Here is a 25,893-nt window from a genome sequence, read left to right on the forward strand (position 1 = left end):
GACACGGACGGGTTGTGGTTCTGCCGAAGGATGTGGGTAGCCTTGTCGCAAATGCCAACGGTTAGTAACTTTCCGACGGCGGATGATGCGGGATCCGTAATCAGCAGCGCACCCTCCGAGCACCTCGCAGGTCAGGCGACGGCGCGCGACGCGGATGCGAGCCCCCTGGTCCGCATTCGCTCGCTGCTGCCCGGACTCGCCCGGGCCGAGCAGCGGGTAGCGAAGGTTGTCCTGGAAGACCCGGCCGCGGTCGCGCGCCGCAGCATCACCGAGGTCGCGCTCGCCGCGAACACCTCCGAGACCACCGTCACGCGTTTCTGCAAGGCGGTCGGCGTCGGCGGCTACCCGCAGCTGCGCATCGCGCTCGCCGCGGACACCGCCCGCACCGAGGCGCGCACCTCGCGCAACCTCGGCGGCGAGATCGGCCCCGGCGACGACCTGGCGTCCGTCATCGGCAAGGTCAGTTTCGCCGACGCGCGCGCCGTCGAAGAGACCGCGGACCAGCTCGACGTCGCCCAGCTGCAGAGCGTGATCGACCTCGTCGCCGAAGCCGGCCGGGTCGACGTGTACGGCGTGGGCGCAAGCGCTTTCGTCGCCGCTGACCTGCAGCAGAAGCTGCACCGGATCGGCCGCGTCAGCTTCTCCTGGTCGGACACGCACATCATGCTGACCTCGGCCGCCGTGCTGAAGCCGGGCGACGTCGCGATCGGCGTCTCGCACACCGGCGCGACCACGGACACCGTCGAGGCGCTGCGGGTCGCGCGCGAGCACGGGGCGGTGACCGTCGCGGTCACGAACTTCCCGCGTTCGCCGATCACCGAGGTCGCCGACCACGTCCTCACCACCGCGGCCCGCGAAACGACCTTCCGGTCCGGCGCGACCGCGAGCCGGATCGCCCAGCTGACCGTGATCGACTGCCTCTTCATCGGGGTCGCGCAGCGCCACATGGAGGCGTCGGTCAGCGCGCTGGACGCCACGCGGGACGCGGTCGGCTCGCACCGGCTCGGGGTCAGACCCGACGGTCGTCGTCGTCCGCGGGAAACCGGCAAGTGAACCAAGAAGCGAGGATCTGATGTCCGTCCCCTGCCAGACGGTGCACGTCGATTCGCCCACCGAACAACGAAACCCGCGCACGGTGGACATCGACCTGATGTCCACCATGGGGATCCTCGGCGCGATCAACGCCGAGGACCGCCGGGTGCCGGACGCGGTGGCCGCGGTGCTGCCGCAGCTGGCCCGCGCGGTCGACTACGCGGTCGAGGCGCTGCGCGGCGGGGGGCGCGTGCATTACGTCGGCGCGGGCACCTCGGGCCGCCTCGCGACGCTGGACGCGGCCGAGCTCGTGCCGACGTTCAACGTGCCCGGCGACTGGTTCATCGCCCACCACGCGGGCGGCGAGAAGGCGTTGCGGCAGGCCGTCGAGAACGCTGAGGATGACGCGGACGCCGGCGCGGCGGAGATCGCCCGGTCGGTGCAGCCGGGCGACTTCGTGCTCGGTCTCGCCGCCTCCGGGCGCACTCCGTACGTGCTCGGCGCGCTCGCCGAGGCCAACCGGATCGGCGCGCACACCGGGCTCGTTTCGGCGAACCCGCGCGCCGCGCAACCGGCAGGCGTCGACGTCCTGATCGCCGTCGCCACCGGTCCCGAGGCCATCGCGGGTTCGACCCGGATGAAGGCGGGCACGGCCCAGAAGCTGATCCTCACCGCGTTCTCCAGCGCGACGATGATCAAGCTGGGCAAGACGTATTCGAACCTGATGGTGAGCATGCGCGCGACGAACGCGAAGCTGCGCGGCCGCACCATCCGGATCCTGCAGGAAGCCACCGGCATGACGATGGCCGACTGCTCGGACGCGCTCACCGAAGCGGGCGGCGACCTCAAGGTCGCGCTCGTACACCTGTTGTCCGGCAGCGACGTCACGCGTTCCGCCGAGGCGCTGTCCGCGGCAGGCGGGCACGTGCGCAAGGCGCTCGACTCGCTGCACCTGCGCGCTGGCTGAGGCTTACTGGATTGTCCGTGAAGGGCTCCTTGAGGGAATCTGATTCCCTGAAGGAGCCCTTCACGGCTTTTCGGTGAGCGAGAGGACGGCGATGACGCAGCGGCTGACTCGCGGCGACCGATGGTCGATCGGCGGCATGGCGGCCGTGATCCTGCTGCTGAACCTCGTCGGCTGGGGTTTGCTGGTGCTGGTCGTCGCGCCGCGGCACTACGCGCTCGGCGCGGGCGGCACGTTCGGCATCGGCCTCGGCGTCACCGCGTTCACGCTCGGCATGCGGCACGCGTTCGACGCCGACCACATCGCCGCCATCGACAACACCACGCGCAAGCTGATGGCCGACGGGCAGCGTCCGCTGTCAGTCGGGTTCTGGTTCTCGCTCGGGCATTCGACGATCGTCTTCGCGCTGTGCCTGCTGCTGTCGATGGGCGTCCGCGCGATCGCCGGGCAACTGGAGGACGACGGTTCCGCACTGCACGAGACGACCGGCCTGATCGGCACGTCGGTCTCCGGAATTTTCCTGTACCTGATCGCGATCATGAATCTGGTCGTGCTCGTCGGGATCGCGCGCGTGTTCGCCCGGATGCGCCGCGGCGAACTGGACGAGGCCGAGCTGGAACGCCATCTCGACAACCGCGGCCTGATGAACCGGCTGTTGCGCGGAGCCACCAAAGCGGTGCGGAAGCCGTGGCACATCTACCCGGTGGGTGTCCTTTTCGGACTCGGCTTCGACACCGCGACGGAAATCGGACTGCTCGTGCTCGCCGCGGGTGCCGCCGCGTTTTCCTTGCCCTGGTACGCGATTCTCGTGCTGCCAACCCTGTTCGCGGCCGGGATGAGCCTGTTCGACGCCGCGGACGGGGTGCTGATGAACTACGCATACGGCTGGGCGTTTTCGCGGCCGATCCGGAAGATTTATTACAACCTCACGGTCACCGCGCTTTCCGTGGCGGTCGCGCTCGGGATCGGGACCATCGAGCTGGTCACGCTGCTCGCCGAGAAGCTGGGCATCACGTCCGGCCCGCTCGCCGCGATCGCCTCGGTGGACCTGGACTACGTGGGCTTCGCGATCGTCGGACTGTTCGTCGTCACCTGGTTGGCCGCGTTCGCGATCTGGAAATTCGGGAGAATAGAGGAGAAGTGGGCCGCGCGGCTGGGAACCGCCGATTGACGCTGGAGGGAGCATCCCGTCGAAGTCGCCCTCGCAGAGGTGGTGCGGATCGCGTTGCCGGAATCACTGGGCGCGCTCATGTTCGCGGTGCTCGTCGCGACCCTCTACAAAAACCCACGCTCCGTCCGCCGGGACCAGTTGCCCGCGAGGATGTGAGGCTGCCGGAAGCGGCGGCGGATCCCCTCGCCGCCACCCCGGCAGTACCCCCAGTACCCCAGCGTCAGAACGAACCGACCGGCTGGCGGATCGCGGCGTTGAGCCGGTTCCACACGTTGATGCCCGCGATCGACAGCAGGAGCGACGAAAGCTCCTTCTCGTCGTAGACGTCCGCGGCGGCGTCCCAGACCTCGTCCGGGACCGGGTCCGTGCGGTCGGCCAGGCGGGTCACGTGTTCGGCCAGGTCCAGCGCGGCGCGCTCGGCGTCGGTGAAGTACGGCGATTCGCGCCACGCGCCGACGGCCCAGATCCGCTCGTCCTTCTCGCCCGCCTCCTTCATCTCCCGCGCGTGCATGTCGACGCACACGCTGCAGCCGTTGATCTGGCTGACCCGCAGGTGGATCAGGTGGTGCGTGGTCGCGGGCACGGTGCTGTCGTTCGTGGCCTTGCTCAGCGCCATCAGCGCCTTCATCGCGTCCGGCTGCACCTTGATCGGGTGGGTCATCCGAGCCTGCATGGTGATCTCCTCCTGTCACGTCCGCCTCGTTCGGCGGGTCTCGTCAGTAGGACCCGGCCGAGGGAGAAGATGTGACAGTGCGGGACGAAAAACAGGACGAGAATTTTTGGGCGGCTCAGTTCGAGGAGCATCGGCCCAGGTTGCGGGCGGTGGCGTACCGGATGCTCGGTTCGTTCGCCGAGGCCGACGACGCCGTTCAGGAGACCTGGCTGCGGGTGACGCGGTCCTCGGGCGAGGACATCCGCAACACCGGCAGCTGGCTGACGACGATCGTGTCGCGGCAATGCCTCAACATGCTGCGTTCGCGCGCGACCCGGCGCGAGGATCCGCTGGACATCCGGGTGCCGGACCCGATCGTGGAGACCGGGGACGGCGTCGACCCGGCGGAGCAAGAGGTCCTCGCGGACTCGGTGGGGCTCGCGCTGCTGGTGGTGCTGGAGGCGCTCGACCCGGCGGAACGGCTCGCCTTCGTCCTGCACGACATGTTCGCCGTGCCTTTCGACGAGATCGCGACCATGCTCGACAAGAACACCGCCGCGGTCCGGCAGCTGGCGAGCCGGGCGCGCCGGCGCGTGCAGGGCGTGACCCCGGCCGGTCCGGCGGATCGAACCCAGCAGCGCAAGATCGCGGACGCCTGGCTCACCGCCGCCCGCGGCGGCAACTTCGAGGGGCTGGTCGCGCTCCTGCACCCGGACGCGCTGCTGCGCGTCGACACCGGCGGACTCGGTTCGAAGGTCGTGCGCGGCGCGGCCGAGGTCGCGGGCAGCGCGTCGCAGTTCCGCCCGGCCGGCCTGGTTTCGCAGTACGCGACCGTCAACGGCGGCCCGGGCATCATCGCCCGGCGCGACGGGAAGGCCGTTTCGGTGCTGTCGTTCACCGTGGCCGACGGGTTGATCACGGAGATCAACATCCTCGCCGACGTCGAGCGGATCGCGGCGCTGAACTTCTGACCTCAGCCGAGCCGGTCCAGGGCGGCTGCCGCTTCGGCGGGCAGCCGCACCTGGCCGGCGGCGAGGTTTTCGGCGAGATGCGCCGGGGTCGCCGTGCCCGCGATCAGCAACGTGCCCGCGTAGCGTTGCAGCAGCCAGGCCAGCGCGACCTGCGCCGGGGTGCAGCCGAGTTCGGCCGCGACGCCGGTGACGACCGCGTTGCCGGTCACGTCCTGGCCCAGCTCGAACGCGGAGCCCAGCGGGAAGTACGGCACCCACGCGATCCCGCGTTCCCGGCACAGCTCCAGCACCGGTTCGGTGGCGCGCGCGAGCACGTTGTAGGAGTTCTGCACGCAGACGATCCCGATTTCGAGCGCGTGCCGGAGCTGGTCGGCGGACACGTTGCTGAGCCCGAGTGCGCCGATCTTTCCCGCGTCGCGCAGGGAAATCAGTTCGGCGAGCTGGTCGTCGATGTCGACGAGCTGGTCACCTTCCGCGATCAGGCCGGGTCCGGCGTCCGCGCGCCGCAGGTTGACCACGTCGAGCCGTTCGACGCCGAGGGAGGCGAGGTTGGCCTCGACCTGCGCCCGGAGCTGCGCCGGGTGCTGCGCGAGCCGGAGCCCTTGCGGTCCTTCCTCGGCGCCGACCTTGGTCACCACGACCAGGTCGTCCGGATAAGGCGAGAACGCTTCGCGGATCAGGTCGTTGCACCGGCCATCGCTGTAGAACTGCGCGGTGTCCAGGTGGTTCACGCCCGCTTCCGCGGCGCTGCGCAGCAGTTTCACCTGGTCAGCGCGGTCGGTTCCGGGGCGGCCGAGTTGCATCACGCCGTAGCCGATCCGCGCGACCTCGTGGCCGCCGAGCTTCGCGGTGCCGCCTGGAGCTGTGGTTGCCGTCATGAGGAAAGACTCCTGCCGTGGCATAGTGAAGGTTGATGCGGAGGCGCCTCCGTATCACCACCGTAGCAGAACCGGAGGGTCCTCCGCTTTGTCGAGCGCCAAGAAACCGCGCGCGGACGCTGAACGCAACCGTCTGCGCCTGCTCGCTGCTGCCCGCAAAGCGTTCGGCGAAGGCGACGAGCCCGTCACCCTGGAGCACGTCGCGCGCGAAGCGGGTGTCGGCATCGGCACGCTCTACCGCCACTTCCCTACCCGCGAAGCACTGGTCGAGGCGTTGTACCGCGACGAACTGGCACAGGTGGTCGCGAGTGCGCCGAAGCTGCTCGAGACCGAGAAGCCGCTTCGCGCGCTGCGTCGGTGGATGGCTCGCTTCGCCGAGTACGCGAGCACGAAGCACGACATGGCCGACACGCTGCGCGCGATCATCGAAGCGGGCACCGTCGATATGACGCAGGTCCGCGCCGAACTGACCGAGGCCGTTCAGCTGATCTTGGACGCGGGCGCAGCAGACGGCACGCTTCGGGCGGACGTTCGCGCGCAGGACGTGGTGGTGACAGTGGTCGGTGCGTGCAGCATGCCGACCCTGCCGGACGGGCCGGAGCAGCTGGACCGGATGCTCGACCTGATCCACGCCGGGGTCTGTCAGCCGCCGAGCTGATGCACCCGCAGCGCGAGCTGGATCTCCAACGAGCGTTCCGGTTCGCGCCAATCCTCGCCCAGCAGCACGGCGAGGCGCTCCATCCGCTGCGCCACCGTGTTGACGTGGACGTGCAGGGTTTCCTTTGCCCGCGCCAAATTCCCGCCAGCCGCGTAGTACGCGCGCAGCGTGCCGACGAGGTCGGTGCCGCGGCGGGCGTCGTAGTCGAGGACCGGGCCGAGCGTCGCCCGGACGTAGCCGGACAGGTCGGAATGCCGACCGAGCAGCACGCCGAGGAAGCCGAGGTCGGCCATCGCCGCGCCGTCGCCCTCGCGGCCCAGAGCGAGCAGAGTGTTCACGCATCGAACAGCTTCGGTGTACGCCTGCGCCAACGCTTCCGGACCGCTCGCCGGACCAGCCGCGCCGACCGTCACCGGACAGTCCACAACGGACTTCAGCTCGGCCGCGATCCGGGCCGCGGCAGGCTGATCCGGGGCGAGCGCGACGACTTGCTCCGCGTGGACCCCGACCAAATCGCCGTATCGCGCGCAGGCGGCAGCGAGCCCGCGGCGAGAAATGCCGGAAGCGTGCGCGACCAGAACCGTGTGCGGCGAGGACAAATCGACGCCCAGCCGTCGCGCGCGAGCCACCAACGAACCCGGATTTCGGGTCGGCGCGGTGAGCAGGTCGGTCAGCAATTCCCCGCGCACTTGATCCTCGGCTTGCGCGACGGAACGACGCAGCAGCAACAACAACGCCGTGACAACCGCGGCCCGCTCGAACAGCCGTCGGTCGTCCCCGGCCAGCTCCGGCCGTCCGGAGAGCGTCAGGCTGCCGAGCAATTCGCGCCCCGCCCGCACCGCGCAGACCCAAACGTCCTTTGTGGACACCGCACGGCCATTGGCATGAGAAGAAGCGACCGCAGACGCGTCGAACGGCACCGCGGTACCAGCCAGCAGCCCGCCTTCCTCGTCGTGCACGGCGATCGAGCCGCGCAGAACTCCGGCTACTTCCGCCGCCACCGCGGGCAAATCCGCACCGCCGAGCACGAGGTCCATCAGCCGGTCGTGGGCGTCGTCGGCCCGCCGCATCGTCGCGTTGGCCGCATTCAGTTCCGCGGCGGCCGTACGTGTTTCCTCCAGCAGATGCGCAGTGTCCAACGCGATCGCGGCGTGCGCGGCCAGCGACGAAAGCAGCGCGACCTCCGCCGTCGAGAACGCCCGCGACGAACGGTCGGACGCGTAAAGCACGCCGAGCACCTTGCCGCCGATCGCCAACGGCACGCCGAGGATCGCCTTCAGGCCCTCCTCGCGGACGCCCGCGTCGATCGGGTTCGTGTGCCGGAACCGCTCGTCCGCGAAATAGTCCGCGGTCGCGTACGGACGCGCGGTCTGTGCCACGAGCCCGCCGAGGCCCTCGCCCATTCCCAGCACAATCTGTTGGAACAGCGCGGAAACCGACCCGTCCGTGACCCGGATGTACGTCTCGCCGTTCGCTTCGTCGTTGAGGCTGAGATACGAGACGTCTACGTTCAACAGCGTTCGCGCGCGCCGGACGATCGACCGCAGCACCGCGTCCGGATCCCGCAGCCGGGCGAGGTCGCTCGCGGTGTCGAACAACGCGGTCAGCTCGGCTTCCCGCCGCCGGTGCTCGCTGAGCGTCTCGCGGATCCGCAACGCCAGCTCGGTCGCCGAACCGATCGCGGCGGCCTGTTCCGCGGACAACCCCCGGGCAGCGACGTGCGCCAGCTGCTCGCTGCTCGCTCCGGCGGCGAGCAGTTCGAGCAGCCGGCGATACGCCTCGGCAGTGGGGTCCACACCCGTCATGCTGTCATTGAAGCCTGCCGTTCGGCCGTCGTCTCGTGCAACGACGCGCCGCGCGTCTCCCGGGCCGCGAGCAGCGCGACCAGCGACAACAGGCACATCGCGACCACATAGACCGAAACTGGCACCGTGGAGCGGTAGGCCTCGAACAGCGCCACCGCGATCAACGGCGCGACCGCACCGGCCGCGATGGACGACAGCTGGCCGCCGACCGAAAGCCCGGTGTAGCGCACCCGTGTCGGGAACTGCTCCGCGAAGAACGCCGCCTGCGGTCCGTACATCGCGCCGTGCACGACCAGCCCGACCACTGCCGCGCCGATCACCGACCAGGTCGTGCGCAGGTCGAGCAGCCAGAAGAACCCGAACGACCACGCGGCCATCCCGACGACGCCGAACAGGTACACCGGCTTCCGGCCGATCTTGTCGGAAAGCAAGCCCCACAAGGGAATCGTCACGAAGTGCACCGCCGACGCGACGAGCACCGCGGTCAGGCCGGTCGCCTTCGGCAGGCCGAGCCCGGTGGTCACGTACACGAGAATGAACGCGGTGATCACGTAGTACGACACGTTTTCCGCGATCCGCGCGCCGAACGTCACCGCCAGCGCCCGGAAGTGCCCGCGGAAGACGTCGACGATCGGCGCCTGCTCACGCTCGTCCGCGGCGGCCTTCGCCGCGATGAACACCGGCGATTCCGAAACCGCGAGCCGAATCCACAGGCCGAGCACGACCAGCACGCCGGAGAGCAGGAACGGAATCCGCCAGCCCCATGCCTGGAAGGTCGCGTCCGACTGCGCCGACGCCAGGATCGCGAGCACCGCCGTGGCCAGCAGGTTCCCGGCCGGAACGCCGGTCTGCGGCCAGGACGCCCAGAACCCGCGCCGCCGGTCGTCGCCGTGCTCGGACACCAGCAGCACCGCGCCGCCCCATTCACCGCCGAGGGCGAAGCCCTGGATCAGCCGCAGCAGCGTCAGCAGGATCGGCGCGAGCACGCCGACCGCGGTGTACGTGGGCAGCAAACCCATCGCGAACGTCGAGCCGCCCATCATCAGCAGGCTCACGACCAGCAGTTTCTTGCGTCCGATCCGGTCGCCGAAGTGCCCGAACACGAGTCCGCCGATCGGCCGCGCGAGGAAGCCGACCGCGTAGGTGAGCAACGCCAGCAGGGTGCCGGTGAGCGGGTCGGCGGTCGGGAAGAACAGCTTGTTGAAGACCAGCGCGGCGGCCGAGGTGTAGAGGAAGAAGTCGTACCACTCGATGGTGGTTCCGATCAGCCCGGCTCCGACGACGCGCAGCAGCTTTTTGTCCATAGTGGACTCCACTCCGTTGTGGGGAAAGGGGATTTCAGCCGGCGGTCCAGCCGCCGTCAACGGGAAGCGACGCACCGGTGACGTGCCCGGCGGCCTCGCCGCACAGCCACACCACGAGATCGGCGACGTCCGAGGGTTCGATCAGCCGCTTGATCGCGACCCGGCGCAGCAGAACCTGTTCGAGCACTTCTTCTCGCGGCACCCCGTGTTCGGCGGCCTGCGCTTCGATCTGCCCGGTGACGAGCGGCGTCCGGACGTAGCCGGGGTTCACGCAGTTGCTCGTCACCCCGTGCTCCGCGCCTTCGAGAGCGGCCACTTTGGACAGTCCCTCGAGCGCGTGTTTCGCCGTGACGTAAGCGGCTTTGTACGGACTCGCCCGCACGCCGTGCACGCTCGACATGTTCACGATCCGGCCCCAGCCGCGCGCGTACATCGCGGGAAGGCACTGGCGGATCAGCAAAAACGGCGCGGTCACCATCAACGACTGGATGAAGGCGAACCGCTCGGGCGGGAATTCCGGCAGCGGCGCGACGTGCTGCACGCCCGCGTTGTTGACGAGCACATCGACGTCCACCGGCAGGGTCGCCAGCGCCGCCGGGTCGGTCAGGTCCACGACGTGCGCCTGCCCGCCGACCTCAGCGGCCGCCTCCTCCGCCCCGGCGACGTCCACGACGTGCACCTTGGCCCCGGCCGCGCCGAACGCCCGCACGCAGGCCAGCCCGATGCCGCTGCCGCCGCCGGTCACCAAGGCGGTGCGTCCGGCGAGGGAACTGTGACTGGTCATGGCCGGAAACAGTAAGTCGCTCCGACCTGGGCGACCATGGCTCAACCCACCCCAGAACGCCGTCCGGTCATGTGGTCAGACCACACGTCTCAGCCAGCGGCCGACGAGATGCTCCGCGCCTCGTTCGCCCCGGTTTCGAAGGCCTCGCAGCAGAAGAGCAGCCACTCGCGGACCCCGTCCGGGGTCCCGCCGGCGAACCCCTGAGCCAGCTCGACATACCGCGGAACGCGCCGGAAATACGCGACCTCCGGCACCGTCAAAGCCTTCGGGTCCAGCCCAGTGGCGACCATCGACAGCCGTGCCGCCGCCCGCGCGACCACCCCGTCCGCCGAACCGAACGGGGCCAACGCCAGCAGCTCGCCGTGCACCACCGCGGTCAGCACCGGGCCCGGCACCGAGGTGGCACCGGTGACGAGCTGAGCCAGCAACTCCAGCCGCTCGCCGCCGCGCCGCGGACGGCCGAGCTGGTCCGGATCCGACACAACGTCCGACGCGGCCAGCAAATGCAGCCGGGCCAAGGCCTGCAACGGAGCCCGCCGCCACGTCGGCAGCAGCGACTCCAGCTTCTCCGCGACCCGCAGCGCACCGGCGAGCAGCGGGTCGGTCACCGAACCGTCTTCCGGCAACTCGGGGTTGGCCCCGTCGATCCCGGCCGAAGCCCGAGCCGCGCGCACCGAAGCCTCCGCCGCGGTTTCCGCCCCGCCCCGCAGATTCGCGGGCAGCCGGTGCACGGCGAAGATGGCGTCCTGCGCGGCTTTCGCTGCCGCGGCAACGCCGTCCAGCTCCAGCAGCGGCTTCAGCGGATCGCTCATGCCGTCGCCTCCATAACGAGTTGCACGCTGGTTGCCGAGAAGGCGACGGCATGAACATCGATGATTCGCTCGCAAGCAGCGCTCATGCGTCGAGCACCTGCCCCGCGCGCTCGACCACCGGAGGCAGCACCGACCACGGGAAGTTGATCCACCGGTCGGTCCGCTTCCACACGTACTCGCACTTCACCGTCGAGGCGGGCTTCTCGTAAACCACCGCGCAGCGCACGTCCGCGACGTGGTCGGCACAGAAGTCGCGGACCAGTTTGAGCGTCGCGCCGGTGTCCGCGACGTCGTCGGCGACCAGCACCTTCTTGTGTGTGAGATCCACCACGTTGGGCACCGGCGGGAGCATGACCGGAAGGTCCAGCCGCTGGTCGACCCCGGTGTAGAACTCGACGTTCATCACGTGCAGGTTCTTCACGTCGAGCGCGTACCCGAGCGCGCCGGCGACGAACAGCCCGCCGCGCGCGATGGAGAGGATGAGGTCGGGGACGAACCCGTCCGCGGCGACTTCCCGTGCCAGCTCCCGGCTCGCCGAACCGAACAACTCCCACGTGAGGTTTTCTCGTTCCTCGGCCATGCGCGCTCTCTTTCTCGGGTGGTCCGCCGAGCATAAGCGGCCGTAAAGTGGACTGCTGAAATGACCGGGAAATGGCACTTCGGCACATCCACTTGCCGTCGTAGCGTGAGCCCGTGACCTGGAACGAGCATCCCGTCCTGTCCGGCCGCCACGTACGGCTCGAACCCCTCGCGCCCGAGCACGCCCCCGGCCTGCTCGAGGCAGGCGCCGACCCGGGCATCTGGGCCTGGCTGAGCGTCCGGCAGCCCGCCGACCTCGGCGAAGCCGAGACGATGGTGAAGGACGCGCTCGCCGACCCGGACCGCCGCCCGTGGGCGCAGATCGACGTCGCGTCCGGCCGCGTCGCCGGCACCACTTCTTATTACCAGGTAGTAGCGAAGCACCGGATCCTCTCGATCGGGCACACCTGGATCGGCGCGGAATTCCAGCGCACCGCGCTCAACACCGAGGCCAAATTCCTCCTTCTGCGCAACGCCTTCGAGGACTGGGGCGCGCAGCGCGTCGCGTGGGAAACCGACAACCGCAACCTCCGTTCGCAACGCGCCATCGAACGGCTCGGCGCGCTCCGCGAGGGCGTGCTGCGCGCGCACCGGATCCGTCCGGACGGCACGACCCGGGACACGGTGCTCTACTCGATGACGGACGCCGAGTGGCCGGGCGCCCGTGCCCGGCTGCTCGCCCGCCTCGGCTGAGCCTCGCCGCACGGCGCTTGGAGCTGTGCGCGCAACGTGGCTGCAACCTTGTCGTAGGCGGACTAACGTCGCTAGCGTTCCCTGAGCCGCGGGTTCGCACTACAGGAGGCTTTGCACCATGACCGAGCAGTCCCCAGCGTTGGACAACCTGCTCACGGAGAGCCGCACGTTTCCTCCCAGCGAAGAGTTCGCTGGTCAGGCGAACGCGAAGGCCGAGTTGTATGCGACGGCGGACGCTGACCGGGAGAAGTTCTGGGCCGGGCAGGCGGAGCGGCTGTCGTGGGACACGAAGTGGTCCCAGGTATTGGACTGGACCAATGCGCCGTTCGCGAAGTGGTTCGTGGGCGGGAAGCTGAACGTCGCCTACAACTGCGTGGACCGGCACGTCGAGTCCGGCCACGGGGACCAGGTCGCGATCCACTGGGTCGGCGAGCCGGGCGACACGCGCGACATCACCTACGCGCAGCTGAAGGACGAGGTCTCGAAGGCCGCGAACGCGCTGTCGTCGCTGGGCGTCGTGGCCGGGGACGTCGTGGCGATCCAGCTGCAGATGGTGCCTGAGGCGATCTTCGCGATGCTGGCGTGCGCGCGGATCGGCGCCCTGCACAGCGTGGTCTTCGGCGGTTTCTCGCCGACGGCGCTGCGCGCGCGGGTGGACGACGCGGCGGCGAAGATCGTGATCACCTCGGACGGCCAGTACCGCCGCGGCAAGGCCGCGCCGATGAAGGCGAACGTCGACGAAGCCTTGCAGGGCGCGGAAACCGTGCAGAAGGTGATTGTCGTCAAGCGCACCGGCAGCGACCTCGAGGGCGAGACGCCGTGGACCGAGGGCCGCGACCTGTGGTGGCACGAACTGGTCGACGGACAGTCCACCGAGCACAAGCCGGAAGCGTTCGATTCCGAGCACCCGCTGTTCATCCTGTACACCTCGGGCACCACCGGCAAGCCGAAGGGCATCCTGCACACCTCCGGCGGCTACCTGACCCAGACGGCGTACACGCACAACGTCGTGTTCGACCACAAGCCGGGCGAAGACGTCTACTGGTGCACCGCCGACATCGGCTGGATCACCGGACACTCCTACATCGTGTACGGGCCGCTGGCGAACCGCGTGACCCAGGTCGTCTACGAAGGCACGCCGAACACCCCGCACGAGGGCCGGCACTGGGAAATCATCCAGAAGTACAAGGTCTCGATCTACTACACCGCGCCGACGCTGATCCGCACCTTCATGAAGTGGGGCGAGGACATCCCGGCGAAGTACGACCTGTCTTCGCTGCGCGTGCTGGGAAGCGTCGGCGAGCCGATCAACCCCGAGGCCTGGATCTGGTACCGCGACAAGATCGGCGCGAACAAGACGCCGGTCGTGGACACGTGGTGGCAGACCGAGACCGGCGCGATCATGATCTCGCCGCTGCCCGGCGTCACCGCGGCCAAGCCGGGTTCCGCGCAGCGCGCGCTGCCGGGCATCTCGGCGAAGGTCGTGGACGACACCGGCACGGAGGTCCCGCACGGCGGCGGCGGATACCTGGTGCTGGACAAGCCGTGGCCGTCGATGCTGCGCGGCGTGTGGGGCGACGACGAGCGCTTCCGCGACACCTACTGGTCCCGCTTCTCCGAGCAGGGCTTCTACTTCGCGGGCGACGGCGCGAAGTACGACGAGGACGGCGACATCTGGCTGCTCGGCCGGGTGGACGACGTGATGAACGTGTCCGGGCACCGGATCTCCACCACCGAGGTCGAGTCCGCGCTCGTCTCGCACCCGACGGTCGCCGAGGCCGCGGTCGTCGGCGCGACCGACCCGACCACCGGACAGGGCATCGTCGCGTTCGTGATCCTGCGCGGCAACGCCGTTGACGGCGGGGACGAAGCGGTGCAGGAACTGCGCAACCACGTCGCGAAGGAGATCGGGCCGATCGCGAAGCCGCGCCAGATCATGGTCGTGGCCGAGCTGCCGAAGACCCGTTCCGGCAAGATCATGCGCCGGCTGCTGCGCGACGTCGCGGAGAACCGCCAGATCGGCGACGTCACCACGCTCGCCGACTCGTCGGTGATGGACCTCATCTCCTCCGGACTGAACTCCGGCAAGGAGGAGTAAGTTCTTCACCGTCAGGAAGGGGCTCTCCCGGCTGGGAGGGTCCCTTCCTGCATTGTTCCCCTGAAAGTGCGGGCATCGAACGCATGTTCTAAGATGCCCGCGTACCCAACCCAGATCCGGGCAAGGAGACGACACGAATGTCCGTGGAAGCCTTGACGCACGACGAGGACACTGCGGCCGGGCCGGCGGCGGCGTCATCGCCGCAGGCCGCCGGCACCCCGGAGGCCCCGGAAGTCGCCGAGCCCACTGCCGCTCCGGAAGCTTCGAGCGCCCCGGCGGACGCTCCGAAGCCGGAGTCTTCGCAGGCTGAGGAGACCCCGGCGGTCGAATCGCCGAAGCCGAAGCGCGGCCGCCCGAAGGCCGCGGCGTCGACGGCGAAGAAGACCCGCACCGTGGAGCTGACGCTCACCGTCACCGGCACGGCGGACGGCGAGTGGCAGGCCGAGCTGAAGAACGGCGCCAAGTGGGTCGCGAAGGGCCTGGCGGTCCCGGCCGCGGCGGTGTCGCGGGCAGCGAAGGAACTGCACGACGACCTGTCCGGCCCGATCGACGAGGTCATCAACGCCGCCCGCGAGGCGCAGGCCGCGAAGGTCGCGCAGCTGGAGGCCGAGCTCGAAGCCGCGAAGGCGGCGCTGGCCGAACTCGACAACTGAGCCAGACCCGGTTCGCCCGGGTCCGGTGCCCGCGGTGGCGCCGGGCCCGGGCGTTCGTCGTTTCAGCCCACCGGCGGCCGGCCGGGCAGCGGGGCCTTGAACTCGATCCACCGGCTGTCGGCGACCGCTTCGACGTGGTGGCACACCCCGCGCGGATGCACCACCACGTCACCCGGCCCGAGTTCGGACCAGACGCCGTCGACCGTGCCGCGCAGCCGTCCTTCCAGCACGTGCACGATGCTGTCGTGGTCGTGACTGTGCTCGGCCGACGCGACGCCTGCCGGATAACGGATTTCGTACGCCAGCCCGTGTTCCGCGCGCGCCCGTTCCCGGATCAGCCCGGTGCCGCCGCGCAACGGCTGCCCTTCCACCACCGACAACGTCCGCCACTCCTGCTCCATCCCGGCAGCCTATTCGCCTGGTCAGGCAAGGCACAATTCATTGAGGATTGCCTTTCTTAACCGAATTCCAGCACCCGGGAAAATGTCGCGCGGAAACAATTTCCGTGATTCACTGAAGCCGTGACCGAAACGATGGGCGACGCGGTGCACGCGCACGAACCGCACGACGATCTCGGCGGCAAGCTGAACTGGCTGCGCGCCGGGGTTCTCGGCGCGAACGACGGGATCGTGTCCGTCGCGGGCATCGTCGTGGGCGTCGCCGGAGCCACCACCGACAGCACCACGATCCTCACCGCCGGAATCGCCGGACTCGTCGCCGGCGCGTTTTCCATGGCGGGCGGGGAATACGTGAGCGTGAGCACCCAGCGCGACACCGAACGCGCGCTGCTGCGGCTCGAGAAGCACGAGCTGAAAACGATGCCGGAGGCCGAGGAACGCGAACTCGCGCAGATCTACGAGGACAAGGGCCTCTCGCCGGAGCTGGCGAAGCAGGTCGCGCGCGAGCTGACCGAAAAGGACCCGCTGCAGGCGCACGCGGAGGCCGAACTCGGCATCGACCCGGACAACCTGACGAGCCCGTGGCAGGCGGCGTGGGCGTCGCTGCTGGCGTTCTCCGTCGGCGCGCTGCTGCCGTTGCTGGCGATCGCCTGGGCATCGGTCGGCGTCCGCGTCTGGGCGTGCGCGCTGGCGGTGGTCGTCGGCCTCACGCTCACCGGTTACGTGAGCGCGAGGCTCGGCAACGCGCAGGCGGGGCGCGCGATCGCCCGAAACGTCGGCGTCGGCGCCCTCACCATGCTCGTCACTTACTTCGTCGGAGTGCTTTTCGGCACCACCGTCGGTTAGCTCAGCATTCGTCGGCACCCGGTACCGCAGGCATCGACGAAGTCGGTACCCGGCGCAACTCGGCCAGGGCACTCGCGACGGTGAGCAGCAAGGTCAGCGCCGCCGCGCCGATCAACGCGGTGACCGGGGTGAACGACGCCAGCGCCAGTGCCGTCAGCGTCGCGGTGAGCGTGTAGCCGACTCCCTGCACCGCATACATGACGGAGTATCCGCCGGTGTGCACCTCCGCCGGCAGTGCTTCACGCAACGAGAGGTTGCGCGTCACGGCCACGGCCGCCTGGCAAAGACCACCGACGACCAAGACGACGCTGATCGCGATCAAGCCGGGCACGACCGCGATCAACGCCACGCAGGCCGACATGCCGACCAGAAGCACCAGGCTCTGCGTCCGCACCGCACCAGGCCATTTCCGCAGCCCGTAGACGAACGCGCCCACCGCGCTCGACCCCGAGAACACTGTCAGCAGCACCCCCGCCCAGCCGGTCTGCAGGTGCCGGAACTCCAGCAGCGGAGCAAGGATCAGCTCCGCGGCCGACAGCAAAGCCATCGACGCGGCGCTGGTCAGGTAGATCGGCCAAGCCGCCAGCAATTGCCGACCATGGCCCCTGGTCTTCGCCGGTGTCTTCGCCGGCGCCGCGGCGCCGGCCGGTCCGGGCAGCAGGGGCAAGGTCAGTGCCGCGACCGCCATCGCCGCCGCGCCGACCTCGAGAGGCACCTCGGCGCCTGCCCACAACGCCAGCGAAACCGACAGGCCTGGTGCGATGGCCCAGATCGCCTGGGTCAGGGTGGATTCGGCACTCAATGCCGACGCGACAACGTCCTCGTCGACCAGCCGGGTCAGCATCGCCCGCATGCCGCCCGGGCTCGCCGCCGGGCAGCCACCGGCCAGCGCGGCCAGGACCACCAGCACCGGGTCCGGAGCCGAGGAGGCGAGGGCGAGGCCCCCGAACGCGACCGCCCCCGCTCCCAGCCCGAGCGCCAGCCCGGGCTTGCCCCGGCTGACCGGCAGGGTGCCGATGAACAACGCGCCGAGCACCTCGCCGACGACGTAGGCGGCGGCGAGGGTCGCGCCGAGCGAATAGCCGCCCGGCCGGTCCCTGGCCAGGAAGACAAGCCCCAGCGGTGCCATCGCGATGGGCAGCCTGGCCACCACCGCGACCAGCGCCCAGAGGAGCACCGGTTTCTTGGCCAGCCCCCGGTAGCCCATGAACACGCCTCCGTTCCTCGATGCGATCGGCTCGATGCCGGGATCAGCTGATCGGCAGCTTCCCGATCCGGTCTTCCAGTTCCGTGGCGTGCTCGACGTTTTCCGCGATCAGGCAATACTCGACGGTCCCCCCGGTGACGTCGTCCGAGGTGAGCACCACGCCGCTGCGGTCCTTCCGATCGAACGCGAGACCGCCGGCCCGAAGGGCCGCCAGCGCCTGGTCGAACGAGGGCACCGGCCAGAAATGCCGCTGCATCACCACCCGCTCCCGCAGAAACCCCGGGCCGACGAGATGCTGCGCGATCCGGGTGACATGCGTTGATCCGCCGACCCGCCCGTTCACCTCGTTGAGCAGTACTTCCCCCGCCGGGGTGACAATTCCGTCGATGCTGATCAGCCCGCGGTAGCCCATGCCCCGAATGGCCTGGCACAGGTTTTCCGCGGCTTCGAGGTAACCCGGCCAGCCGGGGTGAGCCGCGGACTGAGCTGGGATCACCAAGCCGTTGAAGATCGGCTTGGTCAGCATTTCTCCGTGCCCGAAGAGCTCGACGCCGTCGTCGGTGATGCTCATCTCGACGTACACCGGCGTGCAGTCCGGCACGTAGTGCTCCACCACGACCCGGCGGCGGCCGTCGCCGGAGTACCACGGCCAGCGGCGCCTGACCAGAGCGCGCAGCGCCTCGCGATCCGGGACGGTGATCACCTCGGCCGCGCCGATCGGCGTGACCCCGTCGTGCGGGCTCAGGATCTCGTTGCCGTAACCGCCGACGTGCTGGTCTTGTTTGACGATCGCGCACCGGCCGCTGGAAAGCAGTTCCCAGAGCCATTCCTCGGCGGCGGCGGGGTCCGCGGTCACCCGGCCCTCGGGAATCGGGCAGCCCGTGCCGCCCGCCAGCGCCCGGAAGACCGATTTGCTGTTGAGCAGGTCGCTTCCGCCCTGCCCGACGAAGCCGAACCCGGGGGTGTCCGCGGCCAGCCCGTGCCGCCGGGCCAGCCGGACCATCACGGCGTCGAAGATGATCGGGAACAAGCGCGAAGCGCCGGTTTCCTCGATCGCCGCGGCCAGCGCGCGGTCGAAGCGGCTGTCCTCGAACCGGTCGGCCGACAGAACGTCCAGGCCGAACCGGCCCGGCGGCGGCGCGATGACCCGGATCTTGCCGAGGTCGACGTCCATCAATTCGGTGAGGTACCGCGCGAAAGACTCGCTCGGCGGATGCGGCACCACCAGGATGTCGCCTTCCCCGACGTAGAACAGCATGCGCTGGGCGGTGTAGCCGGCGAGCCGGCGCTGCTCGTCGGTGAGCACGGCGAGGTCGCCGACCATGTGCTCGGTGCGGTTGTTGGCCACGAAGAGAGTGGGCATGTTCGCTTCCTTTCGCTTCGAGCGGGCGGGATTCCGGGCGCTGCTCAGCCCGGCCACGCGCTGGCCACCAGGCGAGCCTGGTCGGGGTTGAGCCGGGGATCGCACAGCGGTTCCGTCCCGGCGGGCAATCCGGCGAGTTCCTCCTCCTGAAGGACGCATTCGACGACCTCGTCCGGAGTAGCCTCCAGGTGCAGCCCGCCCGCCACGCCGTGCTCGGACCGGACCGCGCTGTGGAAGCCGAGCATCTCCCGGATCACGGAACCGACCAACCGGGTCTTGCGCCCTCCGGCGGCACGGAAAGTGTTGCCGTGCATGGGATCGCACAACCAGATCACGGGATGCCCGGCCCGGCGGACCGCCGCGACGAGTCCCGGCAGCCGGTCGCCGACCTGGCTCGCCCCGAGCCGGGCGATGAGAGTCAGCCGGCCCGGTTCGCGGCTGGGGTCGAGCCGTTCGCACAGCTCGACCAGGTCCGCGGCTTCGAGGCCGGGACCGACCTTGCAGGCCACCGGATTGGCGACCCTCGAGAGCAGGTTCACGTGGGCCCCGTCGAGCTGCCGCGTGCGGTCTCCGATCCACGGCCAGTGGGTCGAGGCCAGCACCAGCTGGTCGTCGTCCCGGCGCAGCAACGGCAGTTCGTAGTCCAGCACCAGCGCTTCGTGACTGGTCCATACCCGAGGACGGCTCAACCCCGATGGGCGAGTGCGGCGCAGCGCCTCGGACACCCGGGCGGCGGATCGGTAGCCGTCCACCAGCCGCCGCGCGTCCGGCGTCCGGGACTTCGCGTCGAAAGCCGGATCGTTGACCAGGTGGCCGCGGAATGCAGGCAGTTCGACTCCGTCTCTGACCTCGAAGGGCGATGACCGCGGCTTGGCGAACTGCCCGCCGATCCGGCCGACCGTGACGACGGGACGGCTCGACTGTTCGCTCATCAGGTCGCCGAGCCGCACGAGAAGTTCCGCTTTGCGCGCGACGTGTTCGTGAGTCGCGTGCCGCGGGTCCTCCGCGCAGTCGCCTGCTTGGAGCACCCGCAACCGGCCCTCGGCGACTCCGGCGAGAAGGCCGCGAAGCTCGTCGACCTCGGCCGCGGTGACCAGTCCTGGTGCGGCCCGCAGCCATTCGGTCGAAACGGCCAGCGCCGCCGGATCCGGCCAGCTGGGCTGCTGCCCGGCCGGAAGCGCGCGCAAGGCGTTGAGTTCGGCTTCCGGCAGCGGTGCCGCGGGCCTGCTGACGACGAAGCTGGGAGACACGACGGACATCGATCAATCCTTTGCGGTCGGAACGGAACGAAGGCGGCCGACGGTGCGCACTCCCGGCCACAACGCCGTGCTGACGAGATTCCGCAGCAAGTGCGGGCCGTGCTCGGTGAGCAGCGATTCCGGATGGAACTGGACTGACGTGAATCCGGAGCCGCTCACCGCGTGCACCTCGCCGGTCGGCTCGTCCCGGCTCAGCCGCACCGGCTCCGTGGAGTACGCGCTGAACAGGCTCTCGCTGTCGGACCGGGCGGCGAACGTGTTGTAGAAGCCGACATCCACGTTCTCGCCGAACAGATCGATGCGGTGCCGCACCCCTTGATTGGGCTCGGGACGACGAACCACGTCGAGTCCCAGCAGTCTGCAGAGCACCTGGTGGGACAGACACACCGCGACGAATGCGCGGCGGTCAGCGAGCAATTGCTCGATCAAGGCGCCGAGGGCGGCGATCTTCGGCTGACCGCTGTCGTTGGGATCGCCCGGGCCAGGACCGGGCACCACCACGTCGAACTCCTCGTGCGAGGGCCGAGAACGCCAGGGCACGACGGAAACGACGAGGCCGAGCGCACGCAACTGGTGGGCGAGCATCGCGGTGAAAGTGTCTTCGTTGTCCACGACCAGTGCCCGTAGCCCGGTCAGTTCGGGGGCCTGCCAATCGACGCCCGCCCGGTCGCGCAGCCAGAACCGGGCCAGCCCGCTGTTGCGAGCGGCGAGGCCGCGCCGGATGTCGGGATGACGGCTCAGATCGAGGCCTGCCGTTCCGCTGGCCGAGCGTTGCTCGCCCCGCAGCGCGGAGAGCAGACCAGCCGCTTTCGCGTGGGTCTCGGCCACTTCGCTGTCCGGGTCGGAATGGCGGACCAAGGTCGCCCCGACTCCGAACGCGAGAGAACCGTCCGGCGCCAGTTCGGCCGTGCGGATGAGAATCGCGGAGTCCATCTCGGGCCTGCCCTCGGCGTCGTGGCCGATCAGCGCGGCCACCCCGCTGTAGTAGCCGCGGCCCGCGGGTTCGTGTCGCTTCAGGACCTGGCACGCGCTTTCCACCGGGCTGCCGGTCACCGTGGGGGCGAGAAGAGTCCGGCGCAGGATCTCGTGCGGAGGCTGGGCCGTCCGGCCGCGGACGAAGTACTCGGTGTGTGCCAGATGCCGCATCTGCCGAAGGCAAGGCCCGTCGATCTCGACGCCTTCGGCACAGACCCCCGCCATCATCTTCAGTTCCTCGTCGACAACCATGTACAGCTCCTCGACCTCTTTGCGGTCGTCTAGGAAACTGAGTGCCTGCTCGACAGAAGGCCCGGTCGCGCCATAGCGCAGAGTGCCGCTGATCGGATTCATCGTGGCGATGCCCGCCGACAGGCCGACGTGCCGCTCCGGACTCGCCCCGACGAACGTACGTCCGCCCGTGTGCACGAGGAAGGTCCAGTGCGCGCCGTCCTCGCCCAGCAGCAATCGGCGAAACAGAGTCAGCTCGGTGGCCACGGAGCAATTCCGCACCCGGGCCGAGAAAGACCGTTTGATCACGAAGTTGGCCCCAGCCCCGGAGCCGATTTCCTCGGCGAGCACTTTCGCGACGATGCGTGCGTAATCGTCGTCGGCCAGGTCGAAACCGGCCGCGTCGAAGCGCACCTCGCTGTCCGGTACCGCGGCGAGGAAGTCGGTCAGGCTGATGGTCGTCGCCGTGCGGATCCGCATCGCCAGCAACGGCGCGTGGTCGTCTTGGCAGGCGTATCCCCGTTCGACGACCTGCCGGAACGGCACCAGCACCAACGTCGCCGGGCCGGTGCGAGGACGTTCCGGCGTTTCCGCCGCCAGGTCCGAAAGACTCGACAGCTCGGCCATCGGCCCGCGGAACAGCTCCAGTGTCCCGGTCCCGGTCGCACCCGGCCGGTACAGCAGAGCGAACGGTTCCCCGTCGGTCGCGAACTCCCGCGAGAACGTCTCCTGGTCGCTCACGGGCTCCCCTCCTTCCCCAGTACGTCGTGCAGGAAACCGTCGACGTGACCAGCGACGGCAGGCAAACGTTCCTCCGCAAGCAAACCGAAGTGGCCGCCGTCGACCACCTCCGTGCGCAGCCGGCTCGAAAGCCGTTCCCAGTCCGCGCGCTGCCGCGGCACCGGACCGTCGCCGCAAGCCAGCAACAGGACGGGCCCGGCGTACGGAACGCTCACCTGATGTCCGGCCGCGGCCCGTACGTGCGCGGTCGCGGTACGGCGCAGACGGTTCCGGTCCGCCTCCGGCAGCGAGGCAGGCCATCCGTCCACAATGGATTGAGTGAACGCGGCGAGGTCCGCGTCCGGTGACAGCCGGGCGAAGCTGTCGAGCAGCACGACCGCGGGCCGGTGTCCTTCGTGCGCGGCGAGATGAGCCGCGACGTGCCAGGCCAGCACTCCGCCGAGCGACCATCCGGTCAGCACCGCCGGTGCGGCCGGCAGACCGCGGATCGCGGCCAGGCAGCGGGATACCATCGCCGGTACGTCAGTGTCGGGCTCTTCGCCCGCGGCGAGGCCCGTCGCCCGCACCGCGTGCACGTCGCCGTGCTCGGCAAGCGTGGCCGCCAACCCCAGGTAGGGCAGGAAACCACCGCCCGCGGGAGGAAGCACGACGAGCTGGCGGCCGGTCCGTCCGGAAGCGAGCTTCCGCAGCTCCGGGACGAGCACCGCGCGGCTCACGCGGCACCTCGCCCGGCCTCGACAAGCCCGGCCAGCGCGCGCACAGTCGGCTCCCGGAAGAAATCCAGCACCGGCACTTCGACCCCGTGCTCGGCTTCGATCCGGCTGAGCACGACCACCACATTCAGCGAGTGCGCACCGTGGTCGAGCAGCGACCCGTCAAGAGGAACCGGCGCGCCAAGCGCCTCCTCCCACCACCGTCGCAGCTGCGCCTCCAGCGCATTCGACGGCACTCCGGCCGCGGACGGCGACTCGTCTCCCACCGCCTCGGCCGCCTTGCGCACCAACGCTTCCCGGTCGAGCTTCCCGGTGAATCCAGTCGGGATCGAGCTGACCGGGAAAACCCGGACGGGGACCATGTATCCGGGCAGCCGCCGGGAAAGGGCCGCACGCACCGCGTCCGGCTCCGGGTCGCCCTCAGGCACGAAAAACAGCATCAGCCGCTGCCCCGGCGCGACCGCGGCGACCGCGCGCTTCACTCCGGCGATCCCGTTCGCCGCGGCCTCCACCTCTCCCAGTTCGACCCGGTAGCCGCGGATCTTCACCTGGCCGTCGCCCCGGCCGAGGTAAACCAGTTCGCCCCCCGCGTCGGCCAGCACCTGATCGCCGGTGCGGTATTCGCCGTCGACGAATCGTTCGGCGGAGAGCCGCGGATCGCGGACGTAGCCCAACGCCGGCGCGATCCCGCCGAGCCGAAGTTCGCCGGGCACGCCGGGAGGAGCCGACCGCCCGGCCGCGTCGACGATCCGGGCGACCACGCCGGGGAGCGGACGGCCGATCGGGGCGTGCACCCGCCACGGCTGGTCCGCGGCCCGGAAGAAGGCCGCGGTGGCGACGTGGGTTTCGGTCGGGCCGTACATGTTCACGAGCACGATGTGCGGCCGCTCGGCGAAGAACCGCTGCACCGATTCGTCTGCCACCAACTGCTCGCCCGCCACGCAGAGAAACCGGGCCGCGGGCAACAGTTCTCCTGCCGCCTGCGCGGCTCTGGCGAAGGCGCCGAGCGCGGCGGCGGGGAGATAGACGTGAGTCACCTCGGCCAGCGCCGCCCGGCGCACCAACGCGGGCAGGTCCTGCCGGTCGACCGGTCGTCGCGAAACGACGGTCCCGCCCGCCAGCAAGGCAGGAAAGATCTCTTGGAAAGAAACGTCGAAGCCGAGCGGCGCGTACTGCAGGAATCTCGTCCGAGGAGACATGTCCAGCGCGCTCTGCTGCCATGCGGCGAGGTTCGCCAACGGCGCGTTGGCCATCAAGACGCCCTTAGGCCGTCCCGTCGAGCCTGAGGTGAACATCGTGTAGACGCCGCACGCGCCGTCTCCGCCGGAAGCGGGTTCTGTCGCGGGGCCGCGGAGTTCTTCGATGGGATAAACGCGAGCCCCGGGAAATTCGCCTTCGCCGACCACCGTCTCGCAACCAGCCTGCTCGACCATGGCTGCCAGCCGTTCGCGGGGAAGGTCCGTTTCCAGCGGCAGATAAACGGCTTGGCACGAAAGAATCGCCAGTACCGCGACCACGCTGTGCACGAGGTCTCCGGTGGTCACGCCGACGATGTCGCCCGGGCCCACGCCGCGTTCGGCCAAGCCGCCGGTCGCTTCCCGGACGCGTTTCGCGAGTTCGCCGTAGGCGAGCCGGGTCCGCCGTTCCTCCACCGCGACCGCGTCCGGGCAGGCGTCGGCGACCTCGAGCACTCGTCGCGCGAAATCGCAATATTCCACGACGTTGCCCGGAAGCTCGCGCACCGCGGAACCGTTGCCGAACAGCTCGCGCACCGGGACGCCGCCGCGCTCCCGGCCTACGGCGGCGATGGCCGACCGAAGGGAGTCCAGGTAACCGGAGACCACGGGATCCGGCACCAGCCGCCGGTCGTGCTCGACCTCCAGCAGCCACCCTTGCCGGGTCGGCTTCGCCCACAGCAGCAAATCGAACTTCGCGGTGTCGTTGCCGTGCTGGCGCATCGAACGAACCGGCGCGCCCGCTCCCCCGTCGTCCGCCGGTTCTTGCATCGTCAGCAGCGTGGTGAAGACCGGGTTCCGATTGCCCCGGCGTTCGGGCTTCAGATGGGCGGCGACCCGGCTCAGCGGCACGGCCGCGTTCCGGCGCGCCCGCGCCGCCTCGGGTGCCACGGCGTCGGCGACGAAGCCGGCGAAGGACTGGTCCCAGTCCACCCGCACGGCCACCGGCACGGTGTTCACGAAGAACCCGCACAGGTCGAAGGACGCACCGGTCCTGCGGGTCATCACGCTCGTCCCGAAAACGACGGCGTCCTCGCCGGTGTGCCGGGCCAGCGTCGCCGAGTGCAGTGCGGCGAACAGGGTGAACGGGCTGATCTCGAGCTCGCGGCAGACCTGGTCGATTCCGGACGATTCCGCTGGAGTGAGCGGGATTTCCCGACGAGCGCCGGCGAAAAGCGTCTCGGCCGGACGGCCCGGAAGCGGATACAGCACGGTCGGGGACACTCCCCGGAGCCGATCGGCCAGCGCGGCCGCCGCGGCGTCCGCTTCCGGCGCGGCCGCCGCCGCGACCTGCTCGGCGAGTTCTCCGGCAAAGGCCGCTTCCCGTTGCGGAACCAGGTCCTCGACTTCCAGTTTTCCCTGCAGGGCCAGATTCAGCTCGGTCCGAAGCACGCCCACCGAGTAGCCGTCGAAGACCGAATGGTGCACCGCGAGTACGAGCACGGCGCGCGACCGGTCATCGGCACGCAGGTGCACCGCGCGGACAAGAGGCGGCCGGTCGAGCGCGAAAGCCGTGGCGCCGACTTCTTCGAGCGCGGCGGCCCGGCAGAGCTCGAACTCCGCCGCCGGAGCCGACCAGTCCCGGAGCACCCCGGAACTGCCCACGTCCGAAGCCACTAGCAGCGCACCGTCGTCCGGCCGTTCCGGCAGCCCGGAGCGCAATGCCGGTTGCACCGCCAGCACCGCGGCGAAAGCCTCGGCGAGATCCGCCGGTTCGCACCCCGGATCCACCTCCGCCTCCACCACGACGTTGTAGAGATGGGGCACCGGGACGAATCGATCGACCGCGAGCAGTTCGCGCTGGGCGTCGGTGACCGGCAACGCCACCGCTCGCATGTTCCCCAGATCGCTAGACATGCGATTTCCTCCCT

General features: G+C 69.7%; 23 protein-coding genes. 9 read left to right on the forward strand and 14 right to left on the reverse strand.

The window, feature by feature from the left end; translation table 11 throughout:
• Window positions 1–51 precede the first annotated feature (51 nt).
• From SSMG_RS36130 to SSMG_RS36140, 3 genes are all read left to right on the forward strand, one after another.
• Window positions 52–1,053 carry a MurR/RpiR family transcriptional regulator gene (locus SSMG_RS36130; RefSeq protein WP_009084392.1) on the forward strand — a complete coding sequence of 334 codons (1,002 nt, stop codon included), beginning with the start codon at window positions 52–54 and terminating at the stop codon, window positions 1,051–1,053.
• Between the two features lie 19 nt (window positions 1,054–1,072).
• Window positions 1,073–1,999, forward strand: a complete 927-nt coding sequence (locus SSMG_RS36135; RefSeq protein ID WP_009084394.1) for an N-acetylmuramic acid 6-phosphate etherase — start codon at window positions 1,073–1,075, stop codon at window positions 1,997–1,999.
• Window positions 2,000–2,090: 91 nt separating this feature from the next.
• Complete coding sequence (locus tag SSMG_RS36140) at window positions 2,091–3,167, forward strand: HoxN/HupN/NixA family nickel/cobalt transporter (RefSeq protein ID WP_050788359.1); 1,077 nt, start codon at window positions 2,091–2,093, stop codon at window positions 3,165–3,167.
• A gap of 220 nt (window positions 3,168–3,387) precedes the next feature.
• Here the strand turns inward: SSMG_RS36140 and SSMG_RS36145 are convergent, their stop codons facing one another.
• On the reverse strand, window positions 3,388–3,840 hold the full coding sequence (locus tag SSMG_RS36145; protein WP_009084398.1) for a carboxymuconolactone decarboxylase family protein: 453 nt from the start codon (window positions 3,838–3,840) through the stop codon (window positions 3,388–3,390).
• A gap of 71 nt (window positions 3,841–3,911) precedes the next feature.
• On the opposite strand from SSMG_RS36145, the gene SSMG_RS36150 reads away from it, so the two are divergent.
• A complete protein-coding gene (locus tag SSMG_RS36150) occupies window positions 3,912–4,790 on the forward strand; it encodes a sigma-70 family RNA polymerase sigma factor (RefSeq protein WP_009084399.1) in 879 nt (292 codons plus the stop codon).
• 2 nt (window positions 4,791–4,792) lie between these two features.
• Here SSMG_RS36150 and SSMG_RS36155 read toward each other — a convergent pair whose 3' ends face one another.
• Window positions 4,793–5,668, reverse strand: a complete 876-nt coding sequence (locus tag SSMG_RS36155; RefSeq protein ID WP_037716008.1) for an aldo/keto reductase — start codon at window positions 5,666–5,668, stop codon at window positions 4,793–4,795.
• Between the two features lie 88 nt (window positions 5,669–5,756).
• Here SSMG_RS36155 and SSMG_RS36160 point away from each other — a divergent pair, with 88 nt between their 5' ends.
• Complete coding sequence (locus SSMG_RS36160; protein ID WP_009084403.1) at window positions 5,757–6,326, forward strand: TetR/AcrR family transcriptional regulator; 570 nt, start codon at window positions 5,757–5,759, stop codon at window positions 6,324–6,326.
• On the opposite strand, the gene SSMG_RS36165 is transcribed toward SSMG_RS36160, so the two are convergent.
• The 5 genes from SSMG_RS36165 to SSMG_RS36185 all read right to left on the reverse strand — a co-directional run bounded on the left by SSMG_RS36165 (window position 6,311) and on the right by SSMG_RS36185 (window position 11,611).
• A complete protein-coding gene (locus SSMG_RS36165) occupies window positions 6,311–8,131 on the reverse strand; it encodes a GAF domain-containing protein (protein ID WP_037716010.1) in 1,821 nt (606 codons plus the stop codon). The genes SSMG_RS36160 and SSMG_RS36165 overlap by 16 nt on opposite strands.
• Window positions 8,128–9,435, reverse strand: a complete 1,308-nt coding sequence (locus SSMG_RS36170; protein ID WP_037716012.1) for an MFS transporter — start codon at window positions 9,433–9,435, stop codon at window positions 8,128–8,130. Before SSMG_RS36170 ends, SSMG_RS36165 begins: the two co-directional genes overlap by 4 nt.
• A gap of 34 nt (window positions 9,436–9,469) precedes the next feature.
• A complete protein-coding gene (locus tag SSMG_RS36175) occupies window positions 9,470–10,219 on the reverse strand; it encodes a 3-hydroxybutyrate dehydrogenase (protein ID WP_009084408.1) in 750 nt (249 codons plus the stop codon).
• 89 nt (window positions 10,220–10,308) lie between these two features.
• The gene (locus SSMG_RS36180) at window positions 10,309–11,031 is read right to left on the reverse strand and encodes a hypothetical protein (protein ID WP_009084410.1); all 723 of its coding nucleotides are present in this window, start codon (window positions 11,029–11,031) and stop codon (window positions 10,309–10,311) included.
• Window positions 11,032–11,113: 82 nt separating this feature from the next.
• A complete protein-coding gene (locus SSMG_RS36185; RefSeq protein WP_009084412.1) occupies window positions 11,114–11,611 on the reverse strand; it encodes a phosphoribosyltransferase in 498 nt (165 codons plus the stop codon).
• 113 nt (window positions 11,612–11,724) lie between these two features.
• Between SSMG_RS36185 and SSMG_RS36190 the strand changes: the two genes are divergently transcribed.
• From SSMG_RS36190 to SSMG_RS36200, 3 genes are all read left to right on the forward strand, one after another.
• Window positions 11,725–12,303, forward strand: a complete 579-nt coding sequence (locus SSMG_RS36190) for a GNAT family N-acetyltransferase (RefSeq protein ID WP_009084414.1) — start codon at window positions 11,725–11,727, stop codon at window positions 12,301–12,303.
• Between the two features lie 118 nt (window positions 12,304–12,421).
• Window positions 12,422–14,401 carry an acetate--CoA ligase gene (acs, locus tag SSMG_RS36195; RefSeq protein WP_009084416.1) on the forward strand — a complete coding sequence of 660 codons (1,980 nt, stop codon included), beginning with the start codon at window positions 12,422–12,424 and terminating at the stop codon, window positions 14,399–14,401.
• 137 nt (window positions 14,402–14,538) lie between these two features.
• Complete coding sequence (locus SSMG_RS36200; protein WP_009084418.1) at window positions 14,539–15,054, forward strand: DUF6319 family protein; 516 nt, start codon at window positions 14,539–14,541, stop codon at window positions 15,052–15,054.
• A 62-nt stretch (window positions 15,055–15,116) separates the two neighbouring features.
• Here the strand turns inward: SSMG_RS36200 and SSMG_RS36205 are convergent, their stop codons facing one another.
• Window positions 15,117–15,455, reverse strand: coding sequence for a cupin domain-containing protein (locus SSMG_RS36205; protein WP_009084420.1), 339 nt, complete (start codon window positions 15,453–15,455; stop codon window positions 15,117–15,119).
• A 132-nt stretch (window positions 15,456–15,587) separates the two neighbouring features.
• Here SSMG_RS36205 and SSMG_RS36210 point away from each other — a divergent pair, with 132 nt between their 5' ends.
• Complete coding sequence (locus SSMG_RS36210) at window positions 15,588–16,298, forward strand: VIT family protein (protein ID WP_199786416.1); 711 nt, start codon at window positions 15,588–15,590, stop codon at window positions 16,296–16,298.
• A 1-nt stretch (window position 16,299) separates the two neighbouring features.
• On the opposite strand, the gene SSMG_RS36215 is transcribed toward SSMG_RS36210, so the two are convergent.
• From SSMG_RS36215 to SSMG_RS36240, 6 genes are read right to left on the reverse strand one after another with little or no spacing between them, the layout of a single operon-like run.
• A complete protein-coding gene (locus SSMG_RS36215) occupies window positions 16,300–17,505 on the reverse strand; it encodes a hypothetical protein (RefSeq protein WP_037718572.1) in 1,206 nt (401 codons plus the stop codon).
• 43 nt (window positions 17,506–17,548) lie between these two features.
• Entirely contained in the window at window positions 17,549–18,868 is a 1,320-nt protein-coding gene (locus tag SSMG_RS36220; RefSeq protein ID WP_009084427.1) for a peptide ligase PGM1-related protein, read from the reverse strand.
• A gap of 44 nt (window positions 18,869–18,912) precedes the next feature.
• Window positions 18,913–20,127 carry a 3-deoxy-7-phosphoheptulonate synthase gene (locus SSMG_RS36225; protein WP_100266978.1) on the reverse strand — a complete coding sequence of 405 codons (1,215 nt, stop codon included), beginning with the start codon at window positions 20,125–20,127 and terminating at the stop codon, window positions 18,913–18,915.
• Window positions 20,128–20,130: 3 nt separating this feature from the next.
• Window positions 20,131–22,074, reverse strand: coding sequence for a phenazine-specific anthranilate synthase component I (locus SSMG_RS36230; protein ID WP_009084431.1), 1,944 nt, complete (start codon window positions 22,072–22,074; stop codon window positions 20,131–20,133).
• Window positions 22,071–22,790, reverse strand: coding sequence for a thioesterase domain-containing protein (locus SSMG_RS36235; protein ID WP_009084433.1), 720 nt, complete (start codon window positions 22,788–22,790; stop codon window positions 22,071–22,073). Before SSMG_RS36235 ends, SSMG_RS36230 begins: the two co-directional genes overlap by 4 nt.
• Window positions 22,787–25,879, reverse strand: a complete 3,093-nt coding sequence (locus SSMG_RS36240; RefSeq protein WP_009084435.1) for an AMP-binding protein — start codon at window positions 25,877–25,879, stop codon at window positions 22,787–22,789. Before SSMG_RS36240 ends, SSMG_RS36235 begins: the two co-directional genes overlap by 4 nt.
• Window positions 25,880–25,893: the final 14 nt, after the last annotated feature.

The sequence above is a fragment of the Streptomyces sp. AA4 genome (genome assembly GCF_000158875.1).
GTDB lineage: Bacteria > Actinomycetota > Actinomycetes > Mycobacteriales > Pseudonocardiaceae > Amycolatopsis.